The organism is Vitreoscilla stercoraria DSM 513, from assembly GCF_000382305.1.
In the GTDB taxonomy this organism is placed as follows: domain Bacteria; phylum Pseudomonadota; class Gammaproteobacteria; order Burkholderiales; family Neisseriaceae; genus Vitreoscilla; species Vitreoscilla stercoraria.
Genome location: NZ_KB908021.1, coordinates 145,567 through 166,294 on the forward strand (window position 1 = coordinate 145,567; position 20,728 = coordinate 166,294).

The window sequence follows — 20,728 nt, forward strand, 5'->3', positions numbered from 1 at the left end:
ATAACAGCATGCATGATAACAAAACTTGGTCGGGTCGTTTCAACGAGCCTGTCTCTGAATTGGTGAAAAAATACACGGGTTCTATTGATTTTGACAAACGCTTGGCCACTTGGGACATTCAAGGCTCTTTGGCACATGCGCAAATGTTGCAAAAAGTAGGCGTTTTGTCTGAGCAAGATTTGGCTGATATTCAGCAAGGCATGGCTGAAATCTTAGAAGACATCCAAAATGGTCGCATCGAGTGGTCTTTGGATTTAGAAGACGTGCACATGAATATTGAGCGTCGCTTGACCGACAAAATTGGTGACGCGGGCAAACGTTTGCATACAGGCCGCTCACGCAATGACCAAGTGGCAACCGACATTCGTTTGTGGTTGCGCGATGAAATTACTGTGATTCAAGACTTGATTCGTGCTTTGCAAACATCTTTGTTAGATTTGGCTGAAGAAAACGTGGATGTGGTGATGCCAGGCTTCACGCATTTACAGGTCGCTCAACCAGTGAGTTTTGGTCATCACATGCTCGCTTATGTGGAAATGTTAGGTCGCGACTTTGAACGCATGGTCGATTGCCGCAAACGTGTGAACCGCATGCCTTTGGGCGCGGCAGCATTGGCGGGCACCACTTACCCAATCGATCGCACGATTACAGCTGAATTGTTGGGCTTTGAGCAAATTTGTCAAAACTCATTGGACGCGGTGTCAGATCGTGATTTTGCGATTGAATTTACCGCAGCTGCCAGCTTGGTGATGGTGCATTTGTCGCGTTTGAGCGAAGAATTGATTTTGTGGATGAGCCCGCGCGTGGGCTTCATCGACATTGCTGACCGTTTCTGTACGGGTTCATCCATCATGCCACAAAAGAAAAACCCAGATGTGCCAGAATTGGTGCGTGGCAAATCAGGCCGTGTAGTAGGTCATTTGATGGGCATGATAGTATTGATGAAATCGCAACCTTTGGCCTACAACAAAGACAACCAAGAAGACAAAGAGCCTTTGTTTGATACGGTTGACACTTTGGTCGACACTTTGCGCATTTACGCTGACATGATGCGCGGTGTGACGGTGAAAGCGGACAACATGCGTGCGGCAGTGATGCAAGGCTTTGCGATGGCCACCGATTTGGCTGATTACTTGGTGAAAAAAGGCATGCCATTCCGTGACAGCCACGAAGTGGTGGCTTTGGCAGTGCGTTTTGCCGATGGCAAAGGTGTGGATTTGAGCGAATTGGCGTTTGAAGAATTGGCACAATTCAGTGATTTGATTGCCGAAGATGTGTTTGAATATTTAACACCAGAAGGCGCTTTGAATGCGCGTGACCATGTGGGTGGTACGGCACCGAACCAAGTGCGTGCACAAATTGCCCGTTGGCGTGAACTGATGGCTTAATCGATTGATTTAAGCCAATCAACCATATAAGCGTCCTGTAATCTTTACAGGACGCTTTTTTGCCATCATTGCTGTCCAAATTTATCCATGATTTAAAAAAGCAGGTGTTAAAGACGCCACCAATGTGGTGTCCAAACGCTCTAAATTCATCTGCACACGCAACCACACAAACCCGCCTTTTTTAATTGTCCAATAATCATTGTGTTGTACGCCACCGTTCATACAATGTTCCCACACTTGCCCCAACCACGGTTGATGACCGATGACCAGCAAATTGGTTTTGTGTTGCGCCAGCAATAAAGGCAAAATATCTTGGTAATGGCTATCAGGATTGAGCTCGCTTTTGACATGGGTATGGTCGGTTAAAAAAGCGGCTGTTTCAATGCTGCGGTCGGCTTCTGAAGTCCATACAACGGTGTTTTTAGGCAAACGAGGTGCCAAATAAGCAGCCATGTCTTGTGCTTGTTGTTGTCCTTTACGGGTCAGCTTGCGACGGATGTCTGGTGTGCCATCAACGGCTTGGGCATGTCGCCATAAAATCAAGTCCATATTTGCTCCAAAAAGGTTTGCTTTAATTGATGTGCAAGGCATAATGTTTGTCATGAACCCATTGAATATTTGGTTATCATGTCAAGGCTTTAAGCTTGATGATAACATGACTTATCTGAACACATTATTACCAGCCATTCCTCTCACCCAAGCCTTACAACAGCTGCATGCGGATTTTTCAGTGCAAGTGTTGCATTTGGGTGTGGATGATGTGTGGCATGATGAACAAGATTGCATTGGCACCCACCGTGGTTTTAGCCGCGAAGTGTGTTTGTCTTTACAAAATCATGCTGTGGTGTGGGCGCGCAGTGTCTGTGCTCACGATGCGCATCCGTGGCATGAAATTGTGCAATGTGGCACGCAGCCATTAGGCATGCGCTTATACCAATTGCCGCTTAAGCGCACTGAATTTGAATATGCTTATTTATCGCCTGAGCATCCAGCCAATCCCAGCAATCAAACCATCGTCTCACGCCGTTCGTGTTTTTATTTACAGGACGGCTCACCTTTATTATTGACCGAAAGTTTTTTACCTTCTTTGAAAAATTATGAATGATTCTACAAAGGCTTTGACTTGGAAGCAAAAGTTACAAGTGTATGGGCGCTTGATGCGCGTGGAAAAACCCATTGGCACGCTGCTGTTGTTGTGGCCGACTTATTGGGCGTTGTGGATTGCCTCTGATGGAAACCCAGATTGGTTAATTGTCTTCGCCTTTACCTTGGGTACATTTTTAATGCGCAGTGCTGGCTGTGTGATTAATGATTATGCTGACCGTGATATTGATGGCGCAGTGGCACGTACTAAGGCACGCCCATTTGCGCAAGGTCAAGTGACTCAAAAAGAAGCCTTGCTTTTGACAGCTGCATTGTGTTTGATAGCAGGATTGTGTTTGTTGCCTTTAAATACATTGACATGGTGGATGAGTTTGCCTGCGGTATTTTTGGCAATCACTTACCCATTTACCAAACGCTTTTTCCCCATTCCTCAATTGTATTTAGGCTTTGCTTTCTCGTTTGGTATTCCTATGGCGTTTGCGGCGGAAACCAATGCCGTTCCTGCCTTGGCATGGTTGTTGTTCAGCGCCAATGTGATTTGGACGATTGCTTACGATACGTGTTATGCGATGGCAGACAAAGAAGATGATTTAAAATTAAATATCAAAACATCAGCCATCACTTTTGGTGATTATGATGTTGCTGCGGTCATGTTATGTCATGCTATCTTCATTTTATTGATGGTGATTGTGGGCATTCAGATTGATGCAACTTGGCCATATTGGTTGGCTTTAATGGCGTGTGTGGCGCATCAGTATTGGCAATACACACAAATTAAACATCGTGACAGACAAAAGTGTTTTGAAGTGTTTTTGAAAAACAATCGCATCGGTTTGATGATCTTTATTGGCTTGGTTTTACATTACTGCTGGTCTTGAGCATGCTTTTGCGTTAAAAGTCAACATTGTCAATACGGCCTGAAACGCATAGAATTCAGGCCGCATTGTTAAGAAAGTGAAAAAACATGGTAATGAATGTGATAGGTGACATCCTACCTCTAGACCACATTGTGTTAGATTTGCCCGTTAGCAGTAAAAAACGTTTGTTTGAACAAATTGGCTTGTTGATTGAAAATCGTGCTGACATTGCCCGAGGCAATGTTTTTGAATGTTTGTTTGCCCGTGAAAAACTGGGCTCTACCGCGCTCGGTCACGGCGTTGCTATCCCACATGGTCGCTATGCTGGCTTAAGCCAACCCATTGGTGCTTTTATCCGTACCCAAGAGCCAATTGGTTTTGATGCACCTGATACCAAGCCAGTTAATCTTATTTTTGCTTTATTGGTGCCTGAAGGTGCCAACAGCATCCATTTAGAAGTATTGTCCCATTTGGCCACCCGTTTTTCATCCAAAACCGTGCGTGAGCAATTGCTGCAAGCCAACGATGCCCAAACCATTCAAGCCATTTTGATGGCCGAATAAGCGAGATTTCTATGCCCAGTATTTCAGTACGCCGCCTGTATCAAGACAACCAACACAAATTAAAATTGGCATGGGCTGCAGGCACTGCAGGCATAGACAATCGCATCAGCATTGAGGCGGATAAACCTTTACTGGCTTTGGTCGGTCATTTGAATTTCATTCATCCAAACCAAGTGCAGGTTTTGGGCAGTGCTGAAGTGAATTACTTAAATGATTTGGAAGCCAGTAAAGTTCGTACCAGTTTGAATGAATTGTTTGGTCGAACCATTGCCGTGGTGATTGTGGCCAATGATTTGCCCGTACCTTTTTTATTGCGTGATTATTGCCATACCCACAACGTGCCTTTATTGACATCTAAGCTAGAAAGTCCCTACTTGATGGACGTCTTGCGCATTTATTTACAGCGCGCTTTGGCAGCTTCAACCGTCATGCATGGTGTGTTTTTAGATGTATTTGAAGTCGGTGTGCTGTTGATGGGCAAATCAGGCTTGGGTAAAAGTGAGTTGGCACTGGAGTTGATTTCGCGTGGTCATGGTTTGGTGGCGGACGATGCAGTGGAATTGTACCGCATTGGTCCTGAAACCTTAGAAGGGCGTTGTCCGCCTGTATTGCGAGACTTTTTAGAAGTTCGTGGTTTGGGCGTCCTGAATATTCGTGCCATTTTCGGTGAAACAGCCATTCGTCCTAAAAAACCCTTAAAACTGATTATCAACTTGGTCAATGCCGATGACCAGTTGATGCAAAGTTTGGACAGATTGAGCATACAAAGCGAAAAACAAGACATTTTGAATGTCCACATTCGCAAAGTCAGCATTCCTGTTGCGGCAGGTCGAAACTTGGCGGTTTTGGTAGAAGCGGCTGTACGCAATTTTATTTTGCAAAGTCGTGGTTTAGACAGCACCAAACAATTTATTGAGCGTCATACCCAAGTCTTGAAAGAGGATCAATTGAACGATGAGAGTCATTCTGATTAGTGGTTTGTCCGGTTCTGGCAAATCCATTGCTTTAAAGTCATTGGAAGATTTGGGTTTTTTTTGTGTTGATAATTTGCCATTGGAATTATTACCACATTTGGTGATGTGGTATCAATCCAAATCAGACACCAAACATTTGGCCATTTGCTTGGACATGCGCGCTGGCATGAGTCAGGAACATTTCTTACCCATGTTAGAGGCCATTAAAAAATCAGTGCGTCAATTTGATGTATTGTATTTGGAAGCCAAAACCGAAATACTGCTCAATCGTTTTTCAGAAACCCGTCGCCGTCATCCTTTAACCCATGATAATTGTACCTTAGCCGAGGCTTTAAAATACGAGCGAGAATGGTTGTATCCTTTGCGTGAACATGCGCATGTTGTAGACACCAGTGCTTTGTCCACACCTAAATTGCGCCAATACATTACAGCATGGGTCAATTTGCCTAAAAGCAATTTGCAAATCGTGTTTCAATCGTTTGGTTTTAAATATGGCATACCCAGCGATGCTGATTTTGTTTTGGATGTCAGAAGCTTACCCAACCCTCATTACGAAGCCTCATTACGCGCTTTAACAGGGAAAGATAAGCCAGTAGCCATCTATTTTAAAGCCAACCCTGTGGTGCAAGACATGATTAATGACATCACAGCATATCTCAATAAATGGTTACCACGCATTGAACAAGAGAATCGCAGTTATGTTACCGTTGCCATAGGCTGTACAGGTGGGCAACATCGTTCTGTCTATATCGTAGAACAATTGGCGTTGTCGTTCAAAGCGGCCAGTAAAAATGAAGTTTTAATACGCCACCGTCAGTTATAGTCTTTTGCCGAAGCCAAACCAATTCAGGTATAATAATCGGTTTTGATACGAAAGCAGTGATTTATGGCTATCCAATGGTTTCCCGGTCACATGAACAAGGCCAAAAAGGCGATTATTGACCGCATGAAGTCGGTTGATATGGTGATTGAGGTGTTGGATGCCCGTCTGCCTGGCTCTAGTGCCAATCCTTTGCTCGAAAGCATCTCTGCTCGCAAACCCAAGCTTAAAATTTTGAACAAACGAGATTTGGCGGATGATGCGCGTACGCAGTTGTGGTTAGATTATTACAACAGCCAATTTCAAACCCAATCGATTGCTTTGGATGCATCGGAACGTGGCAATGTCACCAAAGTGATTCAAGCGAGCCGCCAATTGGTACCTAGTCGCAATGGTTTAGACAAGCCTTTGCGTGTGTTGATTTGTGGTATTCCTAACGTAGGCAAATCGACCTTAATCAACAGCATGATAGGCAAAAAATCGGCTAAAACAGGCAATGAGCCAGGCATTACCAAAGCCGAACAACGCCTGTTTTTAGCTGATGATTTTTGGTTATACGATACTCCAGGCATGTTGTGGCCTAAAATTATTGTGCCTGAAGGTGGCTACAATCTTGCGGCAAGTGGTGCAGTCGGTCGCAACGCTTTGGATGAAGAAGAAGTCAGCTTGGAATTGATTAAATATTTAAGCAAACACAAACATTATCGCGACTTATTGGCAGCACGTTATAAAATTGATGAAGACGATGCGGAGCTAGACACATGGCGTGAGGAAACATGGTTAGAAACCATTGCCCGTCGCCGTGGTACGATTTTAGGTGGTGGTCGCATCGATTACCAAAAAGCTTCTGAGATTGTATTGACTGATTTTCGCAGTGGCTACATGGGCAAAATCACGTTGGAATTGCCAAATGAATGGCTTAAATGGTTGGCAGATGCACGTGTGGCAGAGACAAAGCTGCATGAAGAGCGTGCTCGTCGTGAAGCTGAACGCAAATAATGGCTTTACAAGCAGAATGTTTGCTTGAAGCTTTGCTATTGACGCAAAACCGAGCCATTACAGAGCGTGAATTACGCCAGCAAACCGAGCCGATGCTCCATCAACAGCAATTAGATGTCATTATGGCAGTCTTACAACAACGCTGGCGTGATCGTGGTTTGGCATTGGTGAAAACGGCTGAAGGTTGGCGTTTTCATGCTGTGGCAGAAGTCACAGAGCGTTTGGAGCATTTGCATGCTGAAAAACCGCCACGATATTCCCGCGCCGTCATGGAAACTTTGGCCATCATTGCTTATCAACAACCTGTCACCCGTGGCGACATTGAAGCCATACGTGGTGTCAATGTCTCTAGCCAAGTCATACAAACTTTGACTGAACGTGGTTGGATAGAGTGCATTGGTCACAAAGACAGTTTGGGTAAACCTGCTTTGTGGGCAACCACAGGCCAATTTTTGGCGGATGTACAATTACAAGATTTAGGCGAATTACCGCCTTTAACCGAATTAGGGCATTTGATTGTGCCCGAAACCAGCAACCCTGCCGCTGAATAAGCCGCAGAAGAACCTCATTAGAGGGTTAGGAGATGAATATGGCCAAACCAGCTTTGACCAAGCGCCAAATGCGTGACGGCGTGAGCACTACCAGCAAACGCAGCAACAATAACAGTAACAGCAAAGCCGCTGTAAAAGCCGGCTATGTGAAAGCTGCCAAAGCCGAACGTGAGCGCTTACAAGTAGAGCGTTACGAACGCGCACAACGCCAAGACCAAAAACAAACTGGCAAACCTGCCAATCACAAAGCAGAAGCTCGCCCACAAAGCGGCAATGCCACGACGACCCATGTCACTCGCAGCGAAACACCACGCCCAATGCGCAATCCTAAAGTGCGTGTAGAGCGTGCTAAAAAATTGGCGGTGCGTCAACCAAACCAAGAGATTCAAGAAAAAGTGCGTTTTTTCCGTGAAAAACGCTTGGATTTTGAAAAAATTGAGCCAGTTCGCATTCAAAAAGCCTTATCAGCCTCTGGTGTGGGTTCACGTCGCGAAATGGAACAGTGGATTTTACAAGGTTCAGTGAAAATCAACGGTAAAGTGGCACAAGTGGGCGACAAAGTCGGTCCACAAGACCATGTGGAAGTGCGCGGTAACAATATTAAATTGAAATGGCCAGACCGTTTGCCACGCATTTTGTTGTATTACAAACAAGAAGGCGAAATTGTCAGCCGTGACGATCCACAAGGCCGTGTGACGGTATTTGACCGTTTACCACAAGCCGCTTCTAGCCGTTGGGTCGCGATTGGTCGCTTGGATGTGAACACCAGTGGTTTGCTCATCATCACCACATCGGGCGCATTGGTGAACCGCTTTGCCCATCCATCGTTTGAAGTAGAACGCGAGTATTCTGTGCGCGTGTTGGGTGAAGTGACCACCGAACAAATGCAAGAATTGACCGAAGGCGTGGAATTAGAAGACGGCTTTGCCAAAGTAGAACGCATTTTCCAACAAGGCGGCGAAGGTGCCAATAAATGGTATAACGTGGTCTTAAAAGAAGGCCGTAACCGTGAAGTACGTCGTTTATTCGAACACTTGGGCTTGACGGTGAGCCGTTTGGTGCGTGTGCGTTTTGGTCCTATCGGTTTGCCAGCACGTTTGAAACGTGGCAGTTTTTACGAATTGAACGAGTTTGAAGTGGCCAACATCATGCGTTGGTCTGGCTTAGGTGTACCGGGTGACAAACAAACGCGCGATACAACCAAATAATTATTTTTCATATTCATAATGAAATAAGCGTCCTGTAAATATTTACAGGACGCTTTTATTTATCTTGGGTTATATAAAATTTCATTGACTTGGTCTAAACATATAACTTTTTATTATTGCGACATTTTTTATTCTTCAGTATGGTTAGATTTTGTACGTCAAAATATACCAAAACCATAATACGGAGAAACAAAATGCGTCATGAAACCGCTGCTTTACATGCAGGTTATGAAATCGATCCAACGACCAAAGCCGTAGCAGTTCCGATTTACCAAACCACCAGTTATGCTTTTGACAATACCCAACATGGCGCAGATTTATTCAATTTGAATGTCGCGGGCAATATTTATACCCGCATCATGAATCCGACCACTGCGGTTTTAGAAGCGCGTTTGGCGCAATTGGAAGGCGGCATTGCGGCTTTGTGTGTGGCCTCAGGCATGGCAGCAATCACTTATGCGGTACAAACTTTGGTCAGCGCAGGCGACAACATCATCGCCACCAAAACCTTATACGGTGGCACTTACAATTTGTTTGCGCATACTTTGCCACACCAAGGCGTGGAAGTTCGTTTTGTCGATCCTAACCGTCCTGAAGACATCGCAGCATTGACCGATGCCAAAACCAAATTGGTATATTGCGAAAGCATTGGCAATCCTGCCATCAATGTCGTGGACATTCCTGCTTTTGCTGATGCGGCACATGCACAAGGCTTGCCATTGGTGGTGGACAATACCGTTGCCACGCCATTGTTGTGTCCTGCTTTGGCATTGGGTGCGGACATTGTGGTGGAATCGTTGACCAAGTATATTGGTGGTCATGGTAACAGTATTGGTGGTGCGATCATTGATGGCGGCAAATTCGATTGGGCGGCGCATGCTGAGCGTTTTCCACAATTGACCACGCCTGATGCGTCGTATCATGGCGTCAATTACAGCGAGCATTTTGGTGCAGCAGCGTTTATTGCTCGTGCGCGTGTGGTGCCGCTGCGCAATATGGGTGCGGCTATCAGCCCGATGAATACATTTTTGATTTTACAAGGTTTGGAAACTTTGGCTTTGCGCATGGAACGCCATTGTGACAATGCTTTGAAAGTGGCTCAATTCTTACAAAACCATGAGCAAGTGGCGTGGGTGAATTATCCGGGTTTGGATAACAGTCCTTACAAAGCTTTGATTGAGCGTGATTTTGGCGGTAAAGCGTCGGGCTTGCTCAGTTTTGGTTTGAAAGATGGTCGTGAAGCTGGTGCACGTTTCATTGATGCTTTGCAATTGTTCACCCGTTTGGTCAATATTGGTGATGCGAAATCTTTGGCGTGTCATCCTGCCACCACCACACACCGCCAATTGAGCGATGAAGAGTTACAGGCCGCTGGCGTGAGTGCCGATTTGGTGCGTTTGAGTGTGGGTATTGAGCACATTGAGGATTTGCTGGCGGATTTAGAGCAGGCTTTGGCGGCGGTTTAGTGTATTTTTAATGTTGAGGAAATTTTTATGTATGAAGAAAGTAAACAACGAGCCATTAAACATGGCTATATAAGATATGAGAACTATCTCGGATATAATGGGGAAGTATATGTTAAGAATAAGAAAATTTGGATACATAATATTGAGGCGCTAAAACATGAGCTTGGTTATACAAACGATAATAATCTTATAGAGCTTGGATATAACGTAGACGATTATTATCGATATAATGTTTGAAAATTTAGATGAGATTTTAAAGTAGTTAACAAGCGTCCTGTAACATTTACAGGACGCTTGTTTATATCTTAAATTTATATCGTTGTCACTTGTATGTCTTTGCGCACCAACACGCCTACTGTTTCGTAATGCTGCGTGGCTGGAAACAAATCAAACAAATCCACTTGCACCAATTCATATTCATCCAAACAAGTCACCATATCACGAGCAAAACTGGTCGGCTCACAAGCGATGAAAATCACTGCTTTGGGTTGGAATGCGGCGACAAAGTCTTTTAAGTTTTTCAAGCCTGAACGTGGTGGGTCGATAATTAAGCACGTTGGTTGCTGCAAATGTGTGGGAATAGCGGCCTGTAAACGTGTTAAAGCATCTTTGGCATACAGGTTTTGTGAAACAAATGTTTGAGTCTCGGTATTTTCAGGAGTATTGTCGCCATATTGATCCACGACCAAAGTTTGTTTGCCCAAAGGCAAGCTCAAATTGCCATTGCCGCCAAACAAATCATAAATGACCGCATCTTGTGGCAAATATTGCGTTGTCAAATGTGCCAACCATGTGGTGAGATAATGGTTCATGTGTGGGAAAACTTGCGTAAAACCACCATTGGCATAAGGACGGTTGACGCTGATGTGTATTTCATCGTCACGCCAATACAATTCAATGTGACCGCGTACAGGTTCTTGTTCGACCAATTGTAGCCATGCTTGGTTTTCATACAAACCTAAAACCGCTTCACGCACTTGTGCTTGCATCAATTGGCATTGAGAAACGGCAAACGGTTCATAATTAACATCCATCAGACCCAAAATTTGTTTGTCTTTTTGGTAATGCAATTGCACGCGGTTGCGATAATGAAAACGCTGTGGTGCAGCATGTACGGTAATATCCACAGGTGGGAATTTGCGTAGGTGGCGTTGTAAGGCTTGTTGCTTGAAATTCAATTCGGTTGGATAGTCCACATGTTGGTAATCACAACCACCACATTGTGCATAATGAGGACAAGGCACATCTTGGCGTTTGGGTGAAGCTTGAATGATGTCGATGACATGGGCAAAGTGGATGTTTTTTTTGCTGCGATAGACTTTGGCCTCTACTATTTCTTCAGGTAAGGTTTTGGCAATAAATGTAATTTGTCCATCGTCTTTGGCCACGCCTTGCCCCATGGTGTCCAAATCTATGATTTTGTAGTGCGTCATAATATTGTATAAGTCTTTATTGAAGCGAATTTGCCGCTATTGTACGCTAAAATAGGCAGGGTTTTAGCTGCATTATGGTACATCCATGCTAAAGCACGTAAATTTCAAAATAACATCACAACATATTTTTGGGCAGTAGAAAGCATAAGTACACATGGCATTGACAGAATCTTGGTTAAAATCCCACCACCAAAAACCACATGACAAAGTCACAGAAGTGGCAGACAGGGACGGTATGAGTGTGCGGGTATCGCCTAAAGGGAAAATTGTGTTTCAATTGCGCTTTCGCTGGCGTGGGAAAGCGCAACGTTTGGATTTAGGCGTTTATCCTGACATGTCATTGAAACAAGCACGCTTACACACTTGGGAGATGCGGGAGCAAATCGCTCAAGGCATAGACCCCAAGCAAGGCTTACAGGCCGCTTCTGATGATGATTTGCCTGCGGTTTTCGAGCGTTGGTATCAGGCTTATTGTGTTGTAAACAAGAAAAACCATGCCGATATCAAACGCTCTTTTGAAATTCATGTCTTTCCGCATTTTCAACGTCAATGTTTTGGTGACATCAGTTTGCAGCAATGGATGTTGTTATTGGACGATTTGGCTTTGCACAAAGAATCGATTGCCGCGCGGATTTTGTCCAATGCGCAACAATTGTACAAATGGGCGATGAAACGTGAATATGCCAAGCACAATGTCTTATTGGGTATTTCTGCCAAACATGATTTGCAAGTGAAAAAACGCAGTGGTGATAGGGTATTGAGCCAGACTGAAATTCAATGGCTGTGGCATGCTTTGAGTCATTCGCGCATGATGCTGAAAAACCAATTGTTTGTGAAACTGTGTTTGTTGTATGGTTGTCGCAATGGTGAATTGCGCTTGGCTAAAAAAAGCGATTTTGATTTTCACACCAAAGTCTGGACTGTTCCACAAGAAAATCACAAAACAGGTGCTATCAGCGGTAAAGCTTTGTTGCGTCCCATAACCTCGCATACCGAGGCTTTATTGCATTTGGCCATGGATTTGAATGACAGTGAATTTTTGTTTTGTAATGCAGGTGGCGTAGAAGCGATGTCACGTTCTGTGCCTTTGTCTTTACCAACCAATATCATGCAATGGTTGAAATCTCAGCACCAAATAGACATGCCATATTGGTCTATGCATGACTTGCGCCGTACCGCCCGCACCAATTTTAGCCGTTTGACCACGTTTGAAGTGGCTGAAATCATGTTAGGTCATGCATTACCTAAAATACAGGCCACTTACGATCATTATGATTATTTGAGTGAGCAAACGGTGGCGTATGAAAAGTGGCATGAATGTGTTTTGGGATGGGTTAGCCATCATGATTTAGAAAAGCTGGCGTCCATCTTTTGATACATAGTCAGTATCATAAAATTAGTTTTCTATTTTCAAATTTCAAAACGAGTTAGGTTACTGAATGAATTGAGGGCAGTCATTAATGAATCATCCCGATGACTTTTAGCAATGGTTTCGTTACTTTTAACTTTTTTGCCAACAATCAATAATGCAGCACAGACAAAGCGTCCTGTAAATGTTTACAGGACGCTTTTATTTTTACAATTTTGATTTATGTGCTGGTATCACAAAGCAACACAGCTTTGTTTTTTTGTGTATCTAAGCTCGCTTGATATGTCGTGTCCATCTCTATATTTACCTCTGTTTGATATTGAACCGATTTCAGCGTGTTTTTGACGCTGGCATATGGTGCATCAAACGTCATGATGAACCGCCCCGGGTTTCTCGGAGACCTAACTTTCTGAGAGAATATCCGAATGAAAAATACTTACTCACCTGAAATCCGTCAACGAGCGGTTCGCCTTTATCAAGAACAGCGCAGTGAATATCCAACTCAGTGGGCCGCCACAGTGTCCATTGCCAGCAAGTTTGGCTGTACACCAGAAACACTGCGCACTTGGATTAAGAAGTTTGAAGCTGATCTGGCCGATAATGGGGCAGCGGCTGATCAAGCTCAACGCATTAAACAGCTCGAAAGAGACAATAAAGAGCTGCAACGCGCCAATGAAATTCTGCGCAAAGCTGCCGCTTTTTTCGCCCAGGCGGAGCTCGACCGCAAATAGGCGATTTGTTGGATTTTATTCATGAACACAAAATGGTGTATGGGGTCGAGTCAATTTGCCGAGTATTGCCGATTGCGCCATCCACTTATTATCGACATGCGCAAAGATTGAAACAGCCTGAATTGCGAGCCAAACGGTGCGTGTCGGATAAATGTTTATTGGCTCAAATCAACACTGTTTGGGAAGATAGTTTGCAAGTTTATGGTTACCGCAAAGTCTGGCACCAATTACAACGTGAAGGCGTTCAAGTTGCCCGCTGTACAGTTGCCAGACTGATGCGCAAACACAGCATACAAGGGGTTTGGCGGGGTAAAGGCAAACGCACTACAGTGTGTGATCCAGAGTTGCAACGGGCCGATGATTTGGTGAATCGGCAGTTTACAGCCAGTCGGCCAAATCAATTGTGGGTAGCCGATTTCACCTATGTGTCTACCCACCAGGGCTTTGTGTATACGGCTTTCATCATCGATGTGTTTGCTCGGCGCATTGTTGGTTGGAAGGTGGCAAAACGGATGGATACCGACTTGGTGATGGATGCATTGGAGCAGGCTTTGCATGCCAGAAACAAGCCCAAACACCTCATTCACCACAGTGATCGAGGCAGCCAATATCTGTCGATTCGTTACACCGAACGTTTACAGGCCGCTCAAGTGAAGGCTTCGGTCGGAACAACTGGTGATTCGTATGACAATGCTTTGGCTGAAACGGTGAATGGTTTGTACAAAACTGAGGTCATCCATCATCAAAAACCATGGAGGCGGATGATTGATGTTGAATTAGCAACACTAAACTGGGTGGATTGGTTCAATCATCGACGTTTGTTAAGCTCGATAGGTTATGTTCCACCAGCCGAATTTGAAATGGCGTATTATCGCCAATTGGAAGAGTCAGCCAAAGTGGCATGACTCAAGATAAACTGTCTCCGAAATACTTGGGTCGGTTCATTCAACTTGGCATCATCGCTTTAAATCTTTATTGAATGAATTTCCTGATATTGATATTGACAGTTGGAAACTATGGAGTTCTTAAAATGAGAAAGCCCCCATTCTTGTTTTTCCTAGCCAAAAAAGCTAGGCAAAAATGGGGGAGTTATTAGAATGAATTATATTTTTATCAGCCTTGATTGTCAACGTATTTCTATTGACTAATATTGTAAATTCTGTTAATTCAAAAGCCTAAGAAATAATATTTACATAGGGAACGGTCCGAAAAGGCCGTTTTTTTATTCTTACAATGGATTCACTTTTAATTGAAAGGTGAAACCGATGCAACAGATTACTTTAACGGCCCAAGAGGCTGTAAAAGTCCAAGATTTGAACGTGGCATGGATGCAAAAATGGCTGAACGTACATGGCGCTTATCCTGCTCTGATTGTTGATGGCGATGGTGGCAGTTTAACCCGTGCAGCCATCATTCAATTATTCGCCAACAAAAATGCCATGCCGATTCTGGAATTCCAACTACAACACATTGCTGAGCAGTTGGGTGATACCAAATGACTCTTATCGGATCTTTGCCAGCTGAATGTTTTTTTGCAGGTTGTTTTTTAGGGTTTTGTTTGGTGGGTGTACACAGCCGCGTGACCCGTTGGAACAGCGTGGCCACAATCGTGATTACCTCATTAATCGTGATTACCTCATTTGTGGCAGGCAGTTTGCCGCCATTTTTTGGGATGTGGTTAGGCTTGCCGCGTGAAGGCTATTTATTTGTAGCAGTATTCTCAGCCATTGCTTGGCCATTTATTTCGTTGCGACTACATGAAGCATTTTTTGTAGCGTGTAACAAATTGATTTTGGCCATGCCTGATATATTGCCGGATGTGATTAAAAAGCTGTTGAGTAAGAAATGGGGAGGTGGCTGAGATGGTGATTTTACAATTCGTCATCTTGGCCGTGATGTTTGTTTTTTCTGCGTGCGTGGTGGCCAAAGAACGTTTTTGTTTGAATTGCCAACATGAAGTGGTGCGTTTGCTGTTTCATGCATCGTTTGGTACTTATGCCATGGCCCGAATCTATTGTTTGTTAAGATTTGATCCCTTGGTGCCGTGGTGGCTAATAGGAATAGAGGTTATATTAGCCATAATCATTTGTCTGCGTTTTTTGATAAAGTTATTCAAAGAGGAGAATTGAATAATTAAGGGATATCTTCATTTAATAACAATACAGCAATGAAAAACTCAGTACAAATGAATCTTGATGCACTTTAGTGGTAGTGCTAAAATGTTTTTATTCTCAAGTTACAAAAGAAGCCCTGTTTTAGATGCAGGGCTTCCGTATTTTTAAAAATTAGCCAAATTTTTTATTTGTACATAATTGTGTACATATCACTATCAAAGACAGCAAGATGATTGAAAAAATCCAAGAAGAATCAAAGCGAAGAAGGTCATTCGCAATCATTTCACATCCCGATGCGGGTAAAACCACTTTAACAGAAAAATTATTGCTGTTCTCGGGTGCTATCCAATCAGCAGGCACGGTCAAAGGTAAGAAGTCTGGCAAGTTTGCCACTTCAGACTGGATGGAAATTGAGAAACAACGTGGCATTTCGGTGGCATCATCAGTGATGCAATTTGATTACCGTGAACACGTTGTCAATTTGCTCGACACTCCCGGACACCAAGACTTCTCAGAAGATACTTATCGAGTATTAACAGCCGTAGACAGCGCTTTGATGGTGATTGATGCTGCCAAAGGTGTGGAAGAACAAACCATCAAATTGTTGAATGTTTGTCGTATGCGCAATACGCCGATTGTGACATTCATGAACAAATATGACCGTGAAGTACGTGATTCTTTAGAATTGTTGGATGAGGTTGAAAGCGTCCTGAAAATTCGCTGTGCACCTGTGACTTGGCCAATTGGTATGGGCAAAAGTTTCCGTGGTGTGTACCACATGCTCAACGACGAAGTGTATTTGTTTGAAGCGGGCGCACAAAAACTCAGTCATGAGTTTGAAGTGATTCAAGGTTTGGACAACCCTCGCTTGGACGAATTGTTCCCTATGGAAATGGAACAATTGCGCATGGAAATTGAATTGGTACAGGCCGCTTCCAATGAGTTCAATTTGGAAGAATTCTTGGCAGGCGAATTAACACCGGTATTCTTCGGCTCAGCAATTAACAATTTTGGTGTGCGTGAAATCTTGGATGCCTTGATTGATTGGGCACCAGCTCCGCATGCACGTGCAGCCATTGAACGCGTGGTAGAGCCAGACGAGGCAAAATTCACAGGTTTCGTGTTCAAAATTCAAGCCAATATGGACCCGAAACACCGTGACCGCATTGCATTTTTGCGTGTGTGTTCAGGCCAGTTTACCCGTGGCATGAAAATGAAACACATCCGTATTAACCGTGATATTGCAGCGTCTAGCGTGGTGACATTCATGTCACATGATCGCGAATTGGTCGAAGAAGCTTATTCAGGTGACATCATCGGCATTCCAAACCATGGCAATATTCAAATTGGTGACAGCTTCTCTGAAGGTGAAATTTTGACCTACACCGGCATCCCATTTTTCGCGCCTGAAATGTTCCGCAGTGTCCGTATTAAAAACCCTCTGAAGATGAAGCAATTGCAAAAAGGTTTGCAACAATTGGGTGAAGAAGGTGCGGTACAGGTTTTCAAACCACACAATGGCGGTGATTTGATTTTGGGTGCGGTGGGTGTGCTCCAGTTTGAAGTGGTTGCCGCTCGTTTGGCGGGTGAGTATGGTGTGGATGCGGTATTTGATTCTGCCAGCATTTGGTCGGCTCGTTGGGTGTCTTGTGACGATAAGAAAAAACTGGCTGAGTTTGAACGCGCCAATGTGTTGAATTTGTCTACCGATGCTGGTGGTAATTTGGCTTACTTGGCACCGAATCGGGTCAATTTGAATTTGACCCAAGAACGTTGGCCTGACATCACATTCCATGAAACCCGTGAATTGAACCATACATTCAATGATTGATTGGAACTGAAACAGTTCTCAAGCGTCCTGTAAATGTTTACAGGACGCTTCTTTAATAAGGTGGCGTTATAATTAAAATGATTTAGCCACGCTCTTTGGCAGCAATGTCTGCTGCTGCGGTGAACAAAACATCGGTAGATGAATTCAACGCAGTTTCTGCAGAATCTTGTATTACGCCGATAATAAAGCCGATGGCGACCACTTGCATGGCAATGGTACTATCGATGTTAAATAGACTACATGCCAAAGGAATGAGCAACAAAGAGCCGCCTGCGACACCTGATGCACCACAAGCGCATATTGCCGAAATCACACACAATAATAATGCCGAACCAAAATCGACGGTGATGCCCAAGGTATGTGCCGCAGCCAAGGTCAAAACACTGATAGTACAAGCTGCACCTGCCATATTGATGGTCGCACCCAATGGGATAGACACAGAGTAGGTGGCGTAGTCCAAATTCAAACGTTTAGCCAAATTCATGTTCACAGGAATGTTTGCTGCTGATGAACGGGTAAAAAATGCGGTGATACCACTTTCACGCAAACATATGAATACCAACGGATAAGGGTTGCAGCGAATTTTCCACCATACCAATAATGGATTAATGACCAAAGCCACAACCAACATGGAACCTAATAATACCGCTAATAAATGTGCATAGCCTAATAATGCACCCAAACCTGAATCGGCAACAGTGGTAGCAACCAAACCAAAAATACCCAAAGGGGCAAAGCGAATCACGCCTTTGATAATCCAGCCGATACCATCAGACAAATCATTGACCACTTTTCGTGTGGTTTCGCTGGCGTGACGTAAGGCGATACCTAAGCCAATGGCCCACGCTAAAATACCAATGAAGTTGGCATTGGCAATCGCTTTAACTGGATTGTCTACCACGCTCAAAACCAAAGTATTCAAAACATCCGCAATATTGGTCGGTGGTGCAGTGGCTGTTTCAGCAGCTTGGCTCAAAACCAATTGTGATAGGAACATCATACTGGCTATTACAGCAACCACAGCAGCACCAAACGTACCAATTAAATATAACCATAAGATGGGTTTGATATGGTTGGGTTGGTTGCTATCGTAATTTGATATGGCCGCAGTCACCAAAACAAATACTAAAATAGGAGCCACCGATTTTAAAGCGGTGATAAATAATTGGCCTAAAATTTCAATTTTTCCCGCCCAAGCAGGCATGACCAAAGCTAAAATCACACCAGCTATCAATCCAATAAAAATTTGGACGACCAAACTGGTACGATTAAGCACATTAAAAAAATCGTTGAGTTTCATGATGTCTTTGATTTAGTTGTTAATAAAACAATCATATTGTAACGTATTTAATATAAATAACGGTATGAAGATGTTTTTATAATATATTTTACAATTTTCAATAATTAGCTAGAAATCATTTTAATTATTGAAACATATAAATATTTATATAAATTTTTTATATGTTTTATGAAATATAATTTCAATTTATAGAAAAATAAATACTCCATAAAAGCTAGATTATTGTGAATAAATCAGAATGGAATGAAGTTTTTTGATTACAAATAAGTATTGAATTACGCATAATATCTTGTTATGTAGCAAAGTCTTATTATTTCGCATCTATACAACAAAAAAATACCTCAAGTTCATTGTCATATAAATAATATTCCATACTAATATTTTATAGCTATACATAAAGCTTTACAAATATTCAAAGATGCGGGAGAACCCGCACCCCTTGCACCTTTTTTCATTTCACTTCGCCAAAGCGAAGCAAAACAAAAAAAGGCACTATGTCTTCAAATTCTGAAAATCTTGTTTCATCTGAAAAGGTGTCGGCTCTACTGGATATACTGCAATAAGAATCTTGGATTTAAAGGATAAATTCTTACAAACAGTAGGATCAATACGAATAATGACCAATTCAATCGGTTCATTTCTAATATCGGGTTCACAAATCATAATTGATTGACTGCGATTCAAAACAATGTAATTCGGAAAAGTATCTTGAACAATTTGTTTAAAATTACCATTTTTTGATGACTTTTGAAAAATTTGCTTAAATGGTTTTTTAGGACGAATAGCCATAAACAAACAAAAAGCAATTGCAGAAAAAATGATTAAATCATATGTATCTTTAGACATGATAAAGCCCTACAAATAAAGAATAATGACATTATTCTTTATTTGTAGGCTGTTGGATAGTAGATTGATTTACAGACTGACTTGATGACTTATAAGGATTGTAACGACCTTCTTTCAACCACTTTTTACAAAATGCTTGTGGAATATCTAATAAAGTACCCTGGTCAGAATATGCTTTGCAAACACCATTGGATTCAATCAATGCAACAGGATATTCAAAAGACTGAACCTTACGCACATCATCATAAATGGGCTTAGACTCGGGCATTTCAGGTAATACAGGCGTAAAATGCTGAGGTGTCAAAGATTTGGAAAGAGTTGCAGAAGAGGTTCCAGAGCCCACCGGAACAGGCTGTAAAACATCATTATTCATTTGAGCTTCAATTTTATTTTGAGGTGCAACATCTACAACAGTAGGTTTCTGTGTGGTTTCTTTTATACGATTAGATATATGCCAAGCAGACAATAAAATCATGCCGATACACGCAAATAAAACATAGACCATCGGACTAACACGACGTTTATGCTTAACGTGTACAGATGAGCTTTTATAATAATCAAAAGCCTTTTTAGGCGGTTTATAAAGTCTAGACGTAGCTTCTTTAAGCATCATAGGACTAAAGCTAGTCACACATTCATTCCATTCATAAAGCCTCGTAGTGGCTTGTTTGCGAGCTAAATGAATGTGTCTTGAAACCAAGTTTCTAACATACGAATCAATATTGCTAGGGTGTTGCGTCATGATAATGAGCGTATGACCCTGATGACGTAATTCCGTCAATTTTGAAATGTAATCAGGCACAGCCTTAGTTGATGGGCGTACTGGATACACATAATGACATTCATCTACAATAATCAAAGACCCAACAGGAAACAAATTTTCTAAAGTATCAGTGTCAACGGCAATTTAAATTTGACCCCTTTGGGTATGAATTCGGCAATCTAAATTTGACCCCCATCTCTTAAATATCACCAATGCTTGGCAATACTCCTGCTTTCTTTTTGTTCTTCAATCGATAGCTTTCACCACTGATTTGAGCCACATGACAATGATGCAATAGGCGATCTAACATCGCTGCTGTCAGTGTCGCATCATCAGCAAATGTACCTGCCCATTGGCTGAATGGCAGATTGCTTGTTAACACGATGCTGCCATTTTCATACCGCTTCGCAA

The 20,728-nt window shown here is 42.9% G+C and carries 22 protein-coding genes and 1 other annotated feature; of the genes, 16 read left to right on the forward strand and 6 right to left on the reverse strand.

The genetic code is table 11. The annotated features are described in order from the left end of the window. Window positions 1-8 precede the first annotated feature (8 nt). Window positions 9-1,388 (forward strand): argininosuccinate lyase, encoded by a 1,380-nt coding sequence (gene argH / locus H150_RS0104400; RefSeq protein ID WP_019957841.1) that lies wholly within the window; start codon window positions 9-11, stop codon window positions 1,386-1,388. 81 nt (window positions 1,389-1,469) lie between these two features. On the opposite strand, the gene H150_RS0104405 is transcribed toward argH, so the two are convergent. Then, entirely contained in the window at window positions 1,470-1,937 is a 468-nt protein-coding gene (locus H150_RS0104405; protein WP_019957842.1) for a SixA phosphatase family protein, read from the reverse strand. Window positions 1,938-2,043: 106 nt separating this feature from the next. Here H150_RS0104405 and H150_RS13735 point away from each other — a divergent pair, with 106 nt between their 5' ends. The 10 genes from H150_RS13735 (at window position 2,044) to H150_RS0104455 (ending at window position 10,167) form a co-directional block, all read left to right on the forward strand. After that, a complete protein-coding gene (locus tag H150_RS13735; protein WP_158667142.1) occupies window positions 2,044-2,493 on the forward strand; it encodes a chorismate--pyruvate lyase family protein in 450 nt (149 codons plus the stop codon). Beyond that, on the forward strand, window positions 2,486-3,370 hold the full coding sequence (gene ubiA, locus H150_RS0104415; RefSeq protein ID WP_019957844.1) for a 4-hydroxybenzoate octaprenyltransferase: 885 nt from the start codon (window positions 2,486-2,488) through the stop codon (window positions 3,368-3,370). The genes H150_RS13735 and ubiA overlap by 8 nt, the downstream gene beginning before the upstream one ends. 92 nt (window positions 3,371-3,462) lie before the next feature. Next, window positions 3,463-3,912, forward strand: a complete 450-nt coding sequence (gene ptsN / locus H150_RS0104420; protein WP_026353469.1) for a PTS IIA-like nitrogen regulatory protein PtsN — start codon at window positions 3,463-3,465, stop codon at window positions 3,910-3,912. A gap of 11 nt (window positions 3,913-3,923) precedes the next feature. Then, window positions 3,924-4,886, forward strand: coding sequence for an HPr(Ser) kinase/phosphatase (gene hprK / locus H150_RS0104425; RefSeq protein ID WP_019957846.1), 963 nt, complete (start codon window positions 3,924-3,926; stop codon window positions 4,884-4,886). Next, window positions 4,867-5,709 carry an RNase adapter RapZ gene (gene rapZ, locus H150_RS0104430; protein WP_019957847.1) on the forward strand — a complete coding sequence of 281 codons (843 nt, stop codon included), beginning with the start codon at window positions 4,867-4,869 and terminating at the stop codon, window positions 5,707-5,709. Before hprK ends, rapZ begins: the two co-directional genes overlap by 20 nt. A 63-nt stretch (window positions 5,710-5,772) precedes the next feature. Continuing rightward, entirely contained in the window at window positions 5,773-6,705 is a 933-nt protein-coding gene (gene ylqF / locus H150_RS0104435) for a ribosome biogenesis GTPase YlqF (protein ID WP_019957848.1), read from the forward strand. Then, window positions 6,705-7,256, forward strand: a complete 552-nt coding sequence (scpB, locus tag H150_RS0104440; protein ID WP_019957849.1) for an SMC-Scp complex subunit ScpB — start codon at window positions 6,705-6,707, stop codon at window positions 7,254-7,256. Before ylqF ends, scpB begins: the two co-directional genes overlap by 1 nt. Before the next feature lie 38 nt (window positions 7,257-7,294). After that, on the forward strand, window positions 7,295-8,464 hold the full coding sequence (locus H150_RS0104445; protein WP_019957850.1) for a pseudouridine synthase: 1,170 nt from the start codon (window positions 7,295-7,297) through the stop codon (window positions 8,462-8,464). Between the two features lie 194 nt (window positions 8,465-8,658). Next, window positions 8,659-9,930 carry an O-acetylhomoserine aminocarboxypropyltransferase/cysteine synthase family protein gene (locus H150_RS0104450; RefSeq protein WP_019957851.1) on the forward strand — a complete coding sequence of 424 codons (1,272 nt, stop codon included), beginning with the start codon at window positions 8,659-8,661 and terminating at the stop codon, window positions 9,928-9,930. A gap of 27 nt (window positions 9,931-9,957) precedes the next feature. After that, a complete protein-coding gene (locus H150_RS0104455) occupies window positions 9,958-10,167 on the forward strand; it encodes a hypothetical protein (protein WP_019957852.1) in 210 nt (69 codons plus the stop codon). Window positions 10,168-10,241: 74 nt separating this feature from the next. Here the strand turns inward: H150_RS0104455 and H150_RS0104460 are convergent, their stop codons facing one another. Continuing rightward, the gene (locus tag H150_RS0104460) at window positions 10,242-11,363 is read right to left on the reverse strand and encodes a class I SAM-dependent RNA methyltransferase (RefSeq protein WP_019957853.1); all 1,122 of its coding nucleotides are present in this window, start codon (window positions 11,361-11,363) and stop codon (window positions 10,242-10,244) included. 154 nt (window positions 11,364-11,517) lie between these two features. On the opposite strand from H150_RS0104460, the gene H150_RS0104465 reads away from it, so the two are divergent. From H150_RS0104465 to H150_RS0104500, 5 genes are all read left to right on the forward strand, one after another. Beyond that, window positions 11,518-12,738 (forward strand): tyrosine-type recombinase/integrase, encoded by a 1,221-nt coding sequence (locus H150_RS0104465; RefSeq protein ID WP_019957854.1) that lies wholly within the window; start codon window positions 11,518-11,520, stop codon window positions 12,736-12,738. 419 nt (window positions 12,739-13,157) lie between these two features. Further along, window positions 13,158-14,368, forward strand: a protein-coding gene (locus tag H150_RS0104480) for an IS3 family transposase (RefSeq protein ID WP_425424987.1) whose coding sequence is annotated in 2 segments (ribosomal slippage) — window positions 13,158-13,437 and window positions 13,437-14,368 — 1,212 coding nt in all. Because the reading frame shifts where the segments join, the coding sequence is not laid out codon by codon here. Next, window positions 13,427-13,543 (forward strand) — a sequence feature (AL1L pseudoknot). (Overlaps the previous gene by 117 nt.) Before the next feature lie 360 nt (window positions 14,369-14,728). Continuing rightward, window positions 14,729-14,962 carry a hypothetical protein gene (locus H150_RS0104485; protein ID WP_019957858.1) on the forward strand — a complete coding sequence of 78 codons (234 nt, stop codon included), beginning with the start codon at window positions 14,729-14,731 and terminating at the stop codon, window positions 14,960-14,962. Beyond that, window positions 14,959-15,324, forward strand: a complete 366-nt coding sequence (locus tag H150_RS0104490) for a hypothetical protein (protein WP_019957859.1) — start codon at window positions 14,959-14,961, stop codon at window positions 15,322-15,324. The genes H150_RS0104485 and H150_RS0104490 overlap by 4 nt, the downstream gene beginning before the upstream one ends. 482 nt (window positions 15,325-15,806) lie before the next feature. Continuing rightward, window positions 15,807-17,408, forward strand: coding sequence for a peptide chain release factor 3 (locus H150_RS0104500; RefSeq protein WP_019957861.1), 1,602 nt, complete (start codon window positions 15,807-15,809; stop codon window positions 17,406-17,408). Between the two features lie 82 nt (window positions 17,409-17,490). Here H150_RS0104500 and sstT read toward each other — a convergent pair whose 3' ends face one another. The 4 genes from sstT to H150_RS0104520 all read right to left on the reverse strand — a co-directional run. Next, window positions 17,491-18,708, reverse strand: a complete 1,218-nt coding sequence (gene sstT / locus H150_RS0104505; RefSeq protein WP_019957862.1) for a serine/threonine transporter SstT — start codon at window positions 18,706-18,708, stop codon at window positions 17,491-17,493. Between the two features lie 492 nt (window positions 18,709-19,200). Further along, the gene (locus H150_RS0104510; RefSeq protein ID WP_019957863.1) at window positions 19,201-19,554 is read right to left on the reverse strand and encodes a hypothetical protein; all 354 of its coding nucleotides are present in this window, start codon (window positions 19,552-19,554) and stop codon (window positions 19,201-19,203) included. Window positions 19,555-19,585: 31 nt separating this feature from the next. Further along, complete coding sequence (locus H150_RS14965; RefSeq protein WP_342345096.1) at window positions 19,586-20,431, reverse strand: zonular occludens toxin domain-containing protein; 846 nt, start codon at window positions 20,429-20,431, stop codon at window positions 19,586-19,588. Between the two features lie 85 nt (window positions 20,432-20,516). Continuing rightward, window positions 20,517-20,728 (reverse strand): ATP-binding protein (locus H150_RS0104520; RefSeq protein WP_019957865.1); only part of this gene is annotated, 212 nt, incomplete at its 5' end.

What these genes read in the sequence shown, in the direction of transcription:
- argH (WP_019957841.1), top strand. Translation starts at nt 9, where the DNA reads ATGCATGATAACAAAACTTGGTCGGGTCGTTTCAACGAGCCTGTCTCT.
- H150_RS0104405 (WP_019957842.1), bottom strand. Translation starts at nt 1,937, where the DNA reads ATGGACTTGATTTTATGGCGACATGCCCAAGCCGTTGATGGCACACCA.
- H150_RS13735 (WP_158667142.1), top strand. Translation starts at nt 2,044, where the DNA reads ATGACTTATCTGAACACATTATTACCAGCCATTCCTCTCACCCAAGCC.
- ubiA (WP_019957844.1), top strand. Translation starts at nt 2,486, where the DNA reads ATGAATGATTCTACAAAGGCTTTGACTTGGAAGCAAAAGTTACAAGTG.
- ptsN (WP_026353469.1), top strand. Translation starts at nt 3,463, where the DNA reads ATGAATGTGATAGGTGACATCCTACCTCTAGACCACATTGTGTTAGAT.
- hprK (WP_019957846.1), top strand. Translation starts at nt 3,924, where the DNA reads ATGCCCAGTATTTCAGTACGCCGCCTGTATCAAGACAACCAACACAAA.
- rapZ (WP_019957847.1), top strand. Translation starts at nt 4,867, where the DNA reads ATGAGAGTCATTCTGATTAGTGGTTTGTCCGGTTCTGGCAAATCCATT.
- ylqF (WP_019957848.1), top strand. Translation starts at nt 5,773, where the DNA reads ATGGCTATCCAATGGTTTCCCGGTCACATGAACAAGGCCAAAAAGGCG.
- scpB (WP_019957849.1), top strand. Translation starts at nt 6,705, where the DNA reads ATGGCTTTACAAGCAGAATGTTTGCTTGAAGCTTTGCTATTGACGCAA.
- H150_RS0104445 (WP_019957850.1), top strand. Translation starts at nt 7,295, where the DNA reads ATGGCCAAACCAGCTTTGACCAAGCGCCAAATGCGTGACGGCGTGAGC.
- H150_RS0104450 (WP_019957851.1), top strand. Translation starts at nt 8,659, where the DNA reads ATGCGTCATGAAACCGCTGCTTTACATGCAGGTTATGAAATCGATCCA.
- H150_RS0104455 (WP_019957852.1), top strand. Translation starts at nt 9,958, where the DNA reads ATGTATGAAGAAAGTAAACAACGAGCCATTAAACATGGCTATATAAGA.
- H150_RS0104460 (WP_019957853.1), bottom strand. Translation starts at nt 11,363, where the DNA reads ATGACGCACTACAAAATCATAGATTTGGACACCATGGGGCAAGGCGTG.
- H150_RS0104465 (WP_019957854.1), top strand. Translation starts at nt 11,518, where the DNA reads ATGGCATTGACAGAATCTTGGTTAAAATCCCACCACCAAAAACCACAT.
- H150_RS0104485 (WP_019957858.1), top strand. Translation starts at nt 14,729, where the DNA reads ATGCAACAGATTACTTTAACGGCCCAAGAGGCTGTAAAAGTCCAAGAT.
- H150_RS0104490 (WP_019957859.1), top strand. Translation starts at nt 14,959, where the DNA reads ATGACTCTTATCGGATCTTTGCCAGCTGAATGTTTTTTTGCAGGTTGT.
- H150_RS0104500 (WP_019957861.1), top strand. Translation starts at nt 15,807, where the DNA reads ATGATTGAAAAAATCCAAGAAGAATCAAAGCGAAGAAGGTCATTCGCA.
- sstT (WP_019957862.1), bottom strand. Translation starts at nt 18,708, where the DNA reads ATGAAACTCAACGATTTTTTTAATGTGCTTAATCGTACCAGTTTGGTC.
- H150_RS0104510 (WP_019957863.1), bottom strand. Translation starts at nt 19,554, where the DNA reads ATGTCTAAAGATACATATGATTTAATCATTTTTTCTGCAATTGCTTTT.